The sequence below is a fragment of the Cyclobacterium sp. genome (genome assembly GCF_014762705.1).
In the GTDB taxonomy this organism is placed as follows: Bacteria; Bacteroidota; Bacteroidia; order Cytophagales; family Cyclobacteriaceae; genus Cyclobacterium.
This window is the reverse complement of record NZ_JABURL010000038.1, coordinates 1-12234: the sequence shown is the minus strand read 5'-3', so window position 1 is coordinate 12234 and position 12234 is coordinate 1. Positions and strand designations below refer to the sequence as shown.

Genomic DNA, 12234 nt, shown 5'->3' with positions numbered 1-12234 from the left:
CAATTGTCCGAAAGGATCGGCCTGACATGAAAGTTATAGCTGACCTGGTCTCCTGTACCAAGTGATATTCCGGAAGATGGTTTTTCCGAACAGGCACTTGATAACACAGATAAAAGGAAAATAAAATATATGGGCTGCCTAAGCATAAATTCCTTATTCGCTTAAATTGTTAATAATCAACAATTTCACAAATTATCTCTGTAATAACAAGCGAATAATGGAAATGAGGGCGAAATCTTAGCTGAGTGGTATAATGTTTTATAAATGGGAAAAATTCATCAAAAATAGGGAAGTGAAAAGCCTTCCCTATTTTTGATCTTGAACCAATATTATTTAAAATTTAATGAGGTTTTATTTTAGAAAAGTCAAAATCATCCAAAAATTTGGTTGTAAAGTTACCGGAATTAAACGCTGGATCCTCCAGTAAGGTCAGGTGGAATGGGATAGTGGTTTTGATACCATCTATGACGAATTCTTCCAGGGCCCGTTTCATCCGTACAATTACTTCTTCTCTGGATTGGCCGCTTACGATTAATTTGGCGATCATGGAGTCGTAATTTGGGGGTATGATATAACCAGCATAGACATGACTGTCAATACGCACTCCCTTTCCTCCAGGCAAGTGCAGGTTTACGATCTTACCGGGGCTGGGCCTGAAACCGTTGCTTGGATCTTCGGCATTGATCCGGCATTCCATGGCAAATAGTTTAGGGAAATAATTTTTCCCACTGATGGGCTCTCCGGCCGCTACTTTGATCTGTTCTTTGATCAGGTCAAAATCCGTCACTTCCTCCGTTATCGGATGTTCTACCTGAATCCGGGTATTCATCTCCATGAAATAAAAATTCCGGTTTTTATCCACGAGAAACTCGATGGTACCAGCTCCTTCATAGGCAATGGCTTCTGCCCCTTTGATGGCAGCCTGTCCCATTTTCTCCCTCAATTCATCTGTTATAAATGGGGATGGTGTTTCTTCAACTAGTTTTTGGTGTCTTCTTTGGATAGAACAGTCCCTTTCAGAGAGATGACAGGCTTTTCCTCTGGAATCTCCTATGATCTGTATCTCTATATGCCGGGGTTCTTCCACGAATTTTTCCAGGTACAATCCGTTGTTGCCAAATGCTGCTGCTGATTCCTGGCGGGCATCATCCCAGGCCTTTTTGAATCCCGCGGGTTCTTTGACAATCCGCATACCCTTGCCACCACCACCGGCAGTGGCTTTCAGGATTACGGGATATCCGATTTCATCAGCCAGGGAAAGGCCTTCATCTATGGAGCCTATCAAACCTTCCGAACCGGGAATAGTAGGGACACCGGCTGCCGCCATAGTAGCTTTAGCAGTGGCCTTATCCCCCATTTGATTGATCATTTCCGGGCTGGCACCAATAAATTTGATATTGTATTCTTCACATATCCGTGAAAATTCAGCGTTTTCGGAAAGGAAGCCATAGCCTGGGTGGATGGCATCAGCATTGGTGATTTCCGCTGCCGCAATGATCCTGGGAATATTCAGGTAGGAGTCCTTGCTGGCAGGGGAACCAATGCAAACAGCTTCATCGGCAAAACGTACATGCAAGCTATCCTTATCTGCTGTTGAATATACCGCCACTGTTTTTACTCCCATCTCCTTGCAGGTACGGATAATACGTAATGCTATTTCCCCTCTATTGGCTATTAATATTTTGTTAAACACTTTTTATGGTCAATTTGGTTGGAAAAACAATCAATTCTGGGGCTCAATCAGGAAAAGGGGCTGGTCATATTCGACCGGTGAAGCATCTTCTACCAACACTTTTACGATTTTTCCTGAGATTTCAGATTCTACCTCGTTGAAAAGTTTCATGGCTTCAATGATACAAACCGTCTGCCCTTTTTGAATGGTATCTCCAATATTGACAAAGAAATCAGAATCTGGATTGGCAGACCTGTAAAAGGTACCGATCATCGGGGATTTGACTTCCAAAAGCTGCTGGCCTGAGGTTTCCTCACTTTCTGTGGTATTCCTTTTTGGCGCAGGTTCTGGTTCCTGTGCCGGGTTTGGCTGGGTTTGGGTGTAGTAGTTTTCTACATTTTTTGCTGCAGGGGCTTCGGAATTTTTCTTGATGGAAAGCTTGAACTCATCTGTTTCTATTTTTACCTCTGCCAAGCCGGAATTGGAAATAAAGTCTATTAATTCTTGTATTTCTTTTGCTTTCATAAAACGTTTTATTTGAGAGTTGCACCCATTTATAGGGCTTTCCTGTTCTTATATTCTGGATGTGATCTGGTAAAACTATGTAAAATAATTAATTTTTATTCAATAATCCGCCTTATTTCACTCTCTCCGAATAGGAACCATCCCGGGTATCAACCTTGATCATGATATCCTGTTCCACAAAAAGGGGTACCATCACTATTGCTCCTGTTTCCAGCGTTGCGGGTTTTAAAGTGTTGGTGGCAGTATCTCCTTTGATACCTGGTTCTGTATATGTCACCATCAATTCCACGAATGGTGGTAATTCGACCCCCAGGGGTCTTTCTGTTTCGTCATGTATTAGAATGTCCACCATCTGACCTTCTTTTAGTAATTCCGGTCTTTCAATGAGTTTCACTTCAATGGGTATTTGTTCAAATGTTTCCATATCCATAAAGTGGTAACCCATATCGTCATTGTAGATATATTGATGGGGTCTTTTCTCTACCCTGGCAGTAGTCACCTTTTCGCCTGAACTGAAGGTTTTGTCCAATACTTTTCCTGAGGTCAGGCTTTTTAACTTTGTCCTGACAAATGCAGGGCCTTTACCAGGTTTTACATGTTGGAATTCTACTATGGTCATGATGTCATGGTTAAATTCCAGACAAAGCCCATTTTTAAAGTCAGCAGTGCTTGCCATGTGCGGTTTTTTGGTTTAAATATTATTTAGGGTCGTATCCCCACTTCAAATATACTGCTCCCCAGGTAAATCCACCACCAAAAGCAGCCAAAATAAGGTTGTCTCCTTTTTTGAGTTGAGATTCGTAATCCCAAAGACATAACGGAAGTGTTCCAGCCGTGGTATTTCCGTATTTTTCAATATTGAGCATCACCTTTTCAGGCCCTATTCCCATTCTGTTGGCGGTAGCATCAATGATCCTCTTGTTGGCCTGATGAGGAACAAGCCAGGCCACATCCTCCGAATTGAGATTGTTTTTTTTCATTATTTTGGCACTTACATCTGCCATTTTGGTCACGGCAAATTTAAATACAGTAGAACCCTCCTGAAAGACATAGTGCTCTCTGTTTTTTACTGTTTCCAGTGTGGCGGGTTTTCTACTGCCTCCTGCGCGCATGTGAAGAAAATCAGCTCCAGAGCCATCCGTATGCAGCAGTGAATCCATTATTCCCAAAGGCTCTTCAGTAGGCTCAAGTAATACGGCCCCACCCCCATCTCCAAATATGATGCAGGTAGTCCGGTCCTGGTAATTGACAATGGATGACATTTTGTCGGCCCCGATGATAATTACCTTTTTATGGGCACCCGTTTCTATAAATTGACTACCTATGGTAAGGGCATATAAAAATCCGGAACAGGCTGCCGAAATGTCAAAACTATAGCTGTTTTTCGCTCCAACATTGTGCGCCACAATATTGGCCGTGGCAGGAAAAAGCATGTCTGGGGTAACCGTAGCGCAGATGATCAAATCTATGTCCTCCGGATCAGTGCCGGTCTTTTCCAACAGCCCTTTTACTGCTTCGGTACCAATTACAGAGGTGCCCTGGTTTTCACCTTTGAGGATCCTTCTTTCCTTGATGCCTGTTCTGCTGGTTATCCATTCATCATTGGTATCCACCATGGTTTCCAATTCTTTGTTGCCCAGCACATAGGGGGGTACCCAAGCATGTACTCCTGTAATTACAGCTCTTTTTTTCATTTGAAGTATTCTAGTCTCATGTAGGAATCGGGTAGGACTGTCGTAAACGTATATTGAAAGGACAGAATTAAATGGCGAATCCTGGTTTATAAACTATTGCCTTTTTAAAACCGGTCAATACCTTAGCAAATTTAGAAGGGCAAAATTATTTAAAAAGTGCTGCTCCACCAAAGATTTTTTGGATATATAAAAAATAATTGGAGTAGAAGGCCCTAAAAGCAGTGCATATAGGTGCTGAATTGTATTTCCGGCATTATTTCTTTAAATTAAAAACGTTTAAGAAAATTAAAGAGTCTACCATGAGGATAAATGTGAATGACAGAGATTATGCTGTGGAAGTTGATGGGAATCCCAGTTTATTGGAAGTGCTAAGGGAACAGCTCGACCTTACCGGTACCAAATATGGTTGTGGGGAAGCTGCATGTGGAGCCTGTAAGGTGCTGATCAATGGAACACCCACTCCATCCTGCATCACTCCCGCAACGGCAGCACAAGGTAAAAATATCATCACAATTGAAGGATTGGAGAAAGAAGGGGAATTGCATCCCGTGCAAAAAGTGTTGATGGAAGAGGATGTGTTTCAATGCAGTTACTGCGCTCCGGGTATGATTTTAACAGCTGTTGCCTTATTGGAAAATAAGCAACAATTGAGTGAGCAGGAAATAATAGAAGGAATGAACGGAAACATTTGCCGATGCTGTACTTACCCCAAAATTGTCAGTGCACTGAGTAAAATAACCCAAAAGGACAAAGCGTGATGAAAAACGAGCGTACCAAGCAGGAAGAAAAAAGGGCTTTCGAAAATAAAATACCCGGAAAGGGGCTAAGCAGAAGAAGTTTTTTCAAATATATGGGTGCCGGGATTGCTACCTATTTTGTTTGGACTGATTATCTGGCATCCGGAATATTGACTACGAATGAAGACAATTTCCCCGCTTCGGATCAGCTTTCCTCATGGATTCACCTGTCAGCATCCGGAGAAATAACGGTCTTTACCGGAAAAGTAGAAGTAGGTCAAAATATCCGTACCTCCCTTACCCAGGTTGTGGCCGAGGAACTTTTTCTTCCGGTCTCATCCATTACCCTGGTGATGGGAGACACCCAGCTTACGCCTTATGACAGGGGTACTTACGGAAGTTTGACCACGCCACAGATGGCCCCCATATTGAGGAAAGCAGCTGCCAATCTTCGTGAGATGCTATTGCAACAGGCCCGGCAGGAATGGAAACTGGGCGAGATCAGCCTTGATATGGAGCAGGGGATGATCCAGCATCCAAACAACGGTAAAAAGCTGAGCTACGGAGATTTGGCCAAAGGTAAAAACCTGCTTCAAAAAATGGACGAGGATGTACCCACCATCGAACCTTCCAAATGGAAAATTTCAGGAACTTCTGTTCCAAAGGTAAATGGCAGGGATTTTATTACGGGCAAGCACCGGTATGTTTCAGACATGGTCCTTCCCGACATGCTTTATGGCAAAGTACTCAGACCTCCTGTGCAGGGTGCAAAATTGAAACGTGCAAATACAGATAAAGCAGCCAGCATACCGGGAGTTCAGGTAGTGAGGGATGGAGATTTCATAGGTGTGGCCGCCAAAAATTCCCGAACTGCAGCCATGGCACTGGCCAGCATTGAAGCCGATTGGGAAAGAAGCTCCCAAGTTTCCAGGGATCAGCTTTTCGATCACCTGGTGAGCAGTGCTGAAAAAGGCGAAACCATTAATCCACAGGTAAGCAGAGCCTTTGAGGAAGCAGCACATAAAATTGAGCAGGATTTTGAGGTACAGTATATTGCCCACGTACCCCTGGAACCAAGAGCCGGACTGGCCCAATGGACAGGAGATAAGCTGGAAGTCTGGACAGGAACCCAACGTCCTTTTGGGGTACAGGAGGAGCTTGAAAGGGCTTTTAACCTTCCCGGAGAGCAAATACGCGTATATATGCCGGATACCGGTTCGGGATATGGGGGTAAACATACTGGTGAAGCCGGAATAGAAGCCGCCATACTCTCAAAGGCTACCGGCCAACCAGTCAAAGTCAACTGGACCAGGGAAGAAGAATTTAAATGGGCTTATTTCAGACCTGCGGGATTGATCAAGGTAAAAGGGGCTGCCAGTGAACAGGGTATCACTTCCTGGGAATTTCACAATTACAACTCTGGTGGGGCGGGCATCGACCTGCCATATATAGGAAGCAACAAACATCAGGAATACCACCGGTCCGATACCCCCTTAAGGCAGGGGTCCTATAGGGCCCTGGCCTCCACGGCCAATGTATTTGCCATGGAATCCACCATCAATGATCTTGCCGGGAAGTTGGGCGCAGACCCTCTTCAATTCCGGTTAAATAATCTGGACAATGACAGGCTGGAGGCAGTTATCAAAGCCGCCGCTGTAGAATTTGGCTGGAAACGAACCAAAACCAATGGAAATCATGGATTTGGAATGGCTTGTGGTGCCGTAAAAGGAGGGTTTGTGGCGACCTTTGCCGAAATAGCTGTTCACCCTGAAAGCAGGGAAATGAAAATTATTAAGGCCGTAACCGCCTTTGAATGTGGTGCCATCATTAACCCCAGACATCTGGAGAGCCAGGTGACAGGTTGTGTGCTTCAGGGATTGGGAGGAGCTCTTTTTGAGTCCGTGGATTTCAAAAACGGGGACATCTCCAATGCCTTTCTGTCCTCTTACCGGGTACCAAGGTTTAAGGATGTCCCTGACATGAAGGTGATTTTGGTAAATAGAAAAGACCTGCCATCCTCAGGAGCAGGAGAGGCACCGATCGTTTGTATTGCTCCTGCCATCCGGAATGCCATTGATGATGCCGTTGGCGTTAAAATCAACCGCTTACCCATGTTGCCCTCAGGAATTGTACCCGAAGGGTAATTCATGCGCATTGAAGGACTTATTACAAAATGTATTGGGAGAGGTCCCGGTTTTTAACCAAGGAACTGAGTCTTTCCTGTACCATTTCTTTGGTAATCATAATTTTGCTATTGGGTTGGATGGTGTCAGGCACTTCAAATAGGAAATCATTCAAAAGATGACTCATTACCGTGTGCAATCTTCGGGCACCGATATTTTCCACCTCCTCATTAATGCTGAAGGCCAGGGTAGCGATCTCCTGAATGGCATCATCTGTGTATTCCAAATAAACCTGCTCGGATTCAAATAAAGCCTGGTATTGCTTGGTCAGGGCATTTTTTGGATCTTTAAGGATTTTATAAAAATCCTCCTGGGTAAGACTGGTCAACTCAACACGTATGGGAAACCTGCCCTGAAGCTCTGGTATAAGGTCTGAGGGCTTGCTTACGTGGAAAGCACCTGCGGCAATGAACAATACATGGTCGGTATGCACCAACCCGTATTTGGTGTTTACTGCACTCCCTTCCACAATAGGTAAAAGATCTCTTTGCACACCTTCCCTGCTCACGTCGGGGCCTCCTCCGTTTTTGCCTGATCCGGAAGCAATCTTATCGATTTCATCAATAAAAATGATCCCGTTGTTTTCAGCGAGTTTGATGGCTTGTTCCTTCACTTCATCAAAATCGATTAATTTGGAAGCTTCTTCCTCCATGAGGATTTTTCTTGCTTCTGCAATGGTGACCTTTCTCTTTTTTGTACGCTTGGGCATCATATTGCTGAGCATGTCCTGAAGGCCTGCCATGCTGGCTTCATCCATCATACCATTGCCGATCATGCCAATACCAGAAGAGGAAGACTGCTTGACATTGATTTCAATTTTTCTGTCTTCCAGTTCACCGGCTTTCAATTTCTCTTTAAAACGCTCTCTTGTTTTTTCATTGAGCTCCTGTTCGGTGGCATTGTCAGGGTTGAAATCATCTTTACCGGAGGAATGGCTAAACCCTTTGCCCTTAACCGGAGGAATCAAGATATCCAAAAGCATATCTTCAACAATGATCGCAGCTTTTTCTTTCACTTCTTCGTTTTTGGCTTCCTTTACCAGGTTCACTGCCTGTTCCACCAGATCCCTGACCATAGATTCCACATCCCGCCCCACGTAGCCTACTTCGGTAAATTTGGAAGCCTCTACCTTGGTAAAAGGAGCATTGGCGATTTTAGCCAGCCTGCGGGCTATTTCGGTTTTACCCACCCCGGTGGAGCCAATCATCAGTATGTTGTTGGGAACAATGTCTTTTTGAAGCTCGGACTTGACCATCAGCCGCCTGATTCTGTTTCTTAAGGCAATGGCTACATTTCGTTTGGCATCAGTTTGGCCAATGATGTATTTATCCAATTCAGCAACTATTTGCTTTGGTGTCAAATGATTCATGTTTTCCATTTTTAGTTTTCCCTGGATTTACTGGCTTCGTTATCAAAGGTAAACTTGACAGGGCGAGCAACAGTTTCTTTCAACAGTGCAATATCCAGGACTTCACTGACATGGTCTACGAAATGAAATTGAACTCCTTTCAGGTAGCTTTCGTCGATTTCCTCAATGTCTCGCATGTTTCTTTTACAGAGGATAATATCATCTATTCCGGCTCTTTTGGCGGCCAGGATTTTTTCTTTAATCCCGCCTACTGGCATCACTTTACCTCTTAAGGTGATTTCTCCGGTCATGGCCAGTCTGGATCGTACTTTTCTCTGCGTGTATACGGAGGCTATAGCGGTAAGCATGGTAATCCCTGCCGACGGCCCGTCTTTGGGGACAGCTCCCGCAGGTACGTGAATGTGCAAGTCATATTGATCAAACACCCTATGATCGATATTTAGGCTCTCTGCCTGGGATTTTAAATAAGAAATTGCCGTCATGGCAGATTCCTTCATGACATCCCCCAATTGACCGGAAAGGGTAAGTTTTCCTTTTCCCCGGCTGATACTGGCCTCAATGAAGAGTATTTCCCCGCCTACTGAAGTCCAGGCAAGACCGGTTACCACTCCCGCCAGGGAATTGTCCTGATAAATTTCCTTGTCAAACACTTCACCGCCCAGTATTTTTCTAACCTGCTGTGGGGTGATTTTTTTCTGGTACTCTTCCTCTGTGGCAATGGACTTGGTAATGTTTCTTACCACCTTACCTATTTGCCTTTCCAGGCTTCTGACTCCCGATTCTCTGGTATAGTCTTCAATGATTTTTACCAATGATTCATGGGAGAAAACAATATCTTTCGCCTTCAAACCATGTTCTTTGCGTTGTTTGGGTACCAAATGTTTTTTGGCAATTTCCACTTTTTCTTCCATGGTGTAACCCGTCACTTCGATGATTTCCATGCGATCCCTTAAGGCCGGCTGAAGGGTTTCCAGCGTATTGGCTGTTGCAATGAAAAGGACCTTGGACAAATCATATTCCAGATCAAGGTAATTGTCCACAAAGGCATTATTTTGTTCCGGATCCAGCACTTCCAGGAAAGCCGATGAGGGATCCCCTCTGAAATCAGAACTCAGTTTATCAATCTCATCCAAAACGAATACAGGATTGGAAGACTTTCCTTTTTTCATGTTTTGGAGAATTTTTCCAGGCATGGCACCTACGTAGGTTTTCCTATGGCCCCTGATTTCGGCCTCATCATGAAGTCCACCCAGTGACATGCGTACATATTTCCTGCCCAATGCTTTGGCAATGGATTTTCCCAGTGAGGTTTTACCTACCCCGGGAGGGCCGTAAAGACATAAAATAGGTCCTTTCAGATCCCGTTTGAGTTTCAGAACCGCGAGGTATTCGATGATCCTTTCCTTTACTTTATCCAGTCCTGAGTGATCACGGTCCAGGATTTTTTTAGCCCTCTTTAGATCGAAATTATCGGTGGTGAATTCATTCCAGGGTAAATCTACCAAAACCTCAACATAATTCAGGGCAATCGGATATTCTGCAGCTGCCGGATTCATTCTGAGGATTTTATCCAGTTCTTTGTTGAATTGAATCCCCACCTCTTTGGGCCATTTCTTTTTTTTCCCTCTGGACCGTAATTCTTCAACCTCCTTTTCCGGGCCTTCTTCTCCCAATTCGGTCTGGAGGACCTTCATCTGCTGTCTGAGGAAATAATCTCTTTGTTGCTGGTCAATGTCTGTATGGACTTTTTTCTGGATCTCACTTTTCAGCTCCAGCATTTGGATGTCCTTCATCATGAACTCTAGCAGAAGGGTAGCCCTTTCAATGCCATCATTGATTTCCAGTAATTTTTGCTTGGATTCTACGGGAGCATTGATGTTGGAAGACAGAAAGTGGGTGAGAAAAGGCGTGCTGTCAATATTGTCCAGGGCCACCTGAGCCTCCCTGGGTATTTCAGGGTTCAGCTGTAAGATTTTGAAAGCAGCTTCCTTAAGAGATTGTTCCAGGGCCTCTATCTTTTCACTGTTGTTGGGGAAGGTTTCCTCCAAAAACCTGACATTGGCCAGGAAATAGGGGTCTTCTGTAATTTCATTTTCTATCTGAAAGCGTTTTTTCCCTTGTATGATAATGGTGGTATTGCCATCTGGCAGAACAATCATTTTAATGATTTTAGCCAAAGTGCCCACATTATAAATGTCCTCCCAGGAGGGGTCTTCCATATTCGGGTTTTTTTGTGCGCAAACCCCTATTAATTTATCTCCCTTTTGTGCTTTTTTAACCAGTTTAATGGATCTTTGCCTCCCAACAGTAATGGGTATTACCACCCCGGGAAATAACACCGTGTTTCTTACGGAAAGAATAGGAATTTCTCTTGGGAAATTTTCATCCTTCAACGTGCCTTCATCATCATCATCAGTAATCAGTTGTATCAGATCACCCTCTCCTGAATAATCGCCTAACATTAATGAATGATATAATTGATTGTCGTTATTGCTCATACAGACATAATGACAGGTGTACTGTCATGTTATTTTTTTAATATAAGAAAAATCCCCTTGAGTTTAGAGATTGTATTAAGATTAACCAAGGCTTATGCCAAGTTGATCCTGGTAACAAATTGTCAGTTATTTAAAAATCCAAACCAACTAATGTTATGATACACCATCAAGGAGTAACAAAGCAATCCGCTTAAAAGGTCAGGTTCCCGTAAATAGTTTGAGAATATCGTTACCAATTGCAAATACCATGATGGCCAAAAGCAATACCATTCCTACTTTCTGGGCATTTTCCAGGAAACGGTCGGATGGGCTTCGGCCGGAAATCATTTCATACATTAAAAACATCACGTGTCCACCATCCAGCGCAGGTATGGGCAATAAATTCATGAAAGCCAATATCATGGAGATCAAACCTGTAATCGACCAAAATTTTGTCCAATCCCAGGTGGATCCATAAATTTTGGCCATGCCTATAGGGCCACTTACATTCTTTGTGGAAACTTCCCCGGTAAACATTTTTCCCATGGCCCGGGCGTTGATAATAACAATACTAAAAGCCCTTTCCGTACCCAGAGGTATGGATTGAGCAAAGGAATATTTTTTGCGTACTGGCTCCAGTAAATTATCTACCGCGATACCAATGGTGCCATCCTCACTAACTTCTACATCTGTTAGTAATTCCTGTCCTTCTCTTTCGATGGTAAGGGTGACTTTTTCTCCCTTATTTTCAGCCAGCGCTGACTGTAAATCATTGAAGTAATGCGTTTCATCGTCATTTACCGCAAGTATTTTATCCCCTTTCTGCAATCCAGCCTCTCTGGCAAAACCATCGGGACTTGTTTCCAGAACGGCAAAAGGAAACCTGATATTGATAAAATTGGACATGCTTTCCTCGTTGGAAAAGGAATTGATAAACCCATGTGGAATGGCTATCTGCATGCGTTCTCCATCCCTTTCTATAGTATAGAAGCCTCCGGAGCTCAAAAGGGCATCGCCACTACTGAGGTCGTTTAGTGACTCATAAGGAACACCATTGATGTCCAATATTTTATCACCATCTTGCAGACCAATCTGCTCACCTATATCGTATGCTACGATCCCGTGTTCTATAACCTGATCCCGTGAAAAATAGGTTTCTCCTTTGCTGTAAACCAAAAGGACAAAGATGATAATACCTGTTACCACATTCACAAATATCCCTCCCAACATAACGATTAAACGCTGCCAGGCAGGTTTGGAGCGGAATTCCCAAGGCTGGGGTTCAGCTGACATCTGCTCGGAATCCAGTGATTCATCAACCATGCCGGAAATTTTAACAAATCCACCCAAAGGGATAGCACCAATGGAATATTCTGTTTCTTTCCATTTGAATCCCGCTATTTTTGGTGGAAATCCTATAGAGAATTTCTCAACTCTCATTCCAAACATCTTTGCTGCTAGCAAATGTCCCAATTCATGAAGACCCACCAAAATTGACAAGCCTAGTAGCAATTGCGCTACCATTATTAATGTATCCATTATTTATAATCTACTGATGCTGTCTCTGATACACGTCT

General features: G+C 43.6%; 9 protein-coding genes. 2 read left to right on the top strand and 7 right to left on the bottom strand.

Annotation, left to right across the window (positions count from 1 at the left end; genetic code table 11):
- Window positions 1-340: 340 nt before the first annotated feature.
- The 4 genes from accC to HUJ21_RS07255 all read right to left on the bottom strand — a co-directional run bounded on the left by accC (window position 341) and on the right by HUJ21_RS07255 (window position 3891).
- Window positions 341-1693 (bottom strand): acetyl-CoA carboxylase biotin carboxylase subunit, encoded by a 1353-nt coding sequence (gene accC, locus HUJ21_RS07270; protein WP_291368292.1) that lies wholly within the window; start codon window positions 1691-1693, stop codon window positions 341-343.
- A 30-nt stretch (window positions 1694-1723) separates the two neighbouring features.
- Complete coding sequence (gene accB, locus HUJ21_RS07265; RefSeq protein WP_291368290.1) at window positions 1724-2197, bottom strand: acetyl-CoA carboxylase biotin carboxyl carrier protein; 474 nt, start codon at window positions 2195-2197, stop codon at window positions 1724-1726.
- 112 nt (window positions 2198-2309) lie between these two features.
- Window positions 2310-2873, bottom strand: coding sequence for an elongation factor P (efp, locus tag HUJ21_RS07260; protein WP_291368288.1), 564 nt, complete (start codon window positions 2871-2873; stop codon window positions 2310-2312).
- A gap of 22 nt (window positions 2874-2895) precedes the next feature.
- Window positions 2896-3891: a beta-ketoacyl-ACP synthase III gene (locus HUJ21_RS07255; RefSeq protein WP_291368286.1), complete on the bottom strand. Its 996-nt coding sequence runs from the start codon at window positions 3889-3891 to the stop codon at window positions 2896-2898.
- Between the two features lie 299 nt (window positions 3892-4190).
- Between HUJ21_RS07255 and HUJ21_RS07250 the strand changes: the two genes are divergently transcribed.
- Window positions 4191-4649: a (2Fe-2S)-binding protein gene (locus tag HUJ21_RS07250; RefSeq protein WP_291368284.1), complete on the top strand. Its 459-nt coding sequence runs from the start codon at window positions 4191-4193 to the stop codon at window positions 4647-4649.
- Window positions 4649-6772 carry a molybdopterin cofactor-binding domain-containing protein gene (locus tag HUJ21_RS07245; RefSeq protein ID WP_291368282.1) on the top strand — a complete coding sequence of 708 codons (2124 nt, stop codon included), beginning with the start codon at window positions 4649-4651 and terminating at the stop codon, window positions 6770-6772. The genes HUJ21_RS07250 and HUJ21_RS07245 overlap by 1 nt, the downstream gene beginning before the upstream one ends.
- 22 nt (window positions 6773-6794) lie before the next feature.
- Here the strand turns inward: HUJ21_RS07245 and hslU are convergent, their stop codons facing one another.
- The 3 genes from hslU to rseP all read right to left on the bottom strand — a co-directional run bounded on the left by hslU (window position 6795) and on the right by rseP (window position 12196).
- Window positions 6795-8189 (bottom strand): ATP-dependent protease ATPase subunit HslU, encoded by a 1395-nt coding sequence (gene hslU / locus HUJ21_RS07240; protein ID WP_291368280.1) that lies wholly within the window; start codon window positions 8187-8189, stop codon window positions 6795-6797.
- Window positions 8190-8191: 2 nt separating this feature from the next.
- Complete coding sequence (lon, locus tag HUJ21_RS07235; protein ID WP_291368278.1) at window positions 8192-10678, bottom strand: endopeptidase La; 2487 nt, start codon at window positions 10676-10678, stop codon at window positions 8192-8194.
- A 198-nt stretch (window positions 10679-10876) separates the two neighbouring features.
- Window positions 10877-12196 carry an RIP metalloprotease RseP gene (gene rseP, locus HUJ21_RS07230; RefSeq protein ID WP_291368275.1) on the bottom strand — a complete coding sequence of 440 codons (1320 nt, stop codon included), beginning with the start codon at window positions 12194-12196 and terminating at the stop codon, window positions 10877-10879.
- Window positions 12197-12234: the final 38 nt, after the last annotated feature.

Coding starts and splice junctions, on each gene's coding strand:
- accB (WP_291368290.1), bottom strand. CDS start 2,197: ATGAAAGCAAAAGAAATACAAGAATTAATAGACTTTATTTCCAATTCC.
- hslU (WP_291368280.1), bottom strand. CDS start 8,189: ATGGAAAACATGAATCATTTGACACCAAAGCAAATAGTTGCTGAATTG.
- HUJ21_RS07245 (WP_291368282.1), top strand. CDS start 4,649: ATGAAAAACGAGCGTACCAAGCAGGAAGAAAAAAGGGCTTTCGAAAAT.
- rseP (WP_291368275.1), bottom strand. CDS start 12,196: ATGGATACATTAATAATGGTAGCGCAATTGCTACTAGGCTTGTCAATT.
- HUJ21_RS07250 (WP_291368284.1), top strand. CDS start 4,191: ATGAGGATAAATGTGAATGACAGAGATTATGCTGTGGAAGTTGATGGG.
- efp (WP_291368288.1), bottom strand. CDS start 2,873: ATGGCAAGCACTGCTGACTTTAAAAATGGGCTTTGTCTGGAATTTAAC.
- lon (WP_291368278.1), bottom strand. CDS start 10,678: ATGAGCAATAACGACAATCAATTATATCATTCATTAATGTTAGGCGAT.
- HUJ21_RS07255 (WP_291368286.1), bottom strand. CDS start 3,891: ATGAAAAAAAGAGCTGTAATTACAGGAGTACATGCTTGGGTACCCCCC.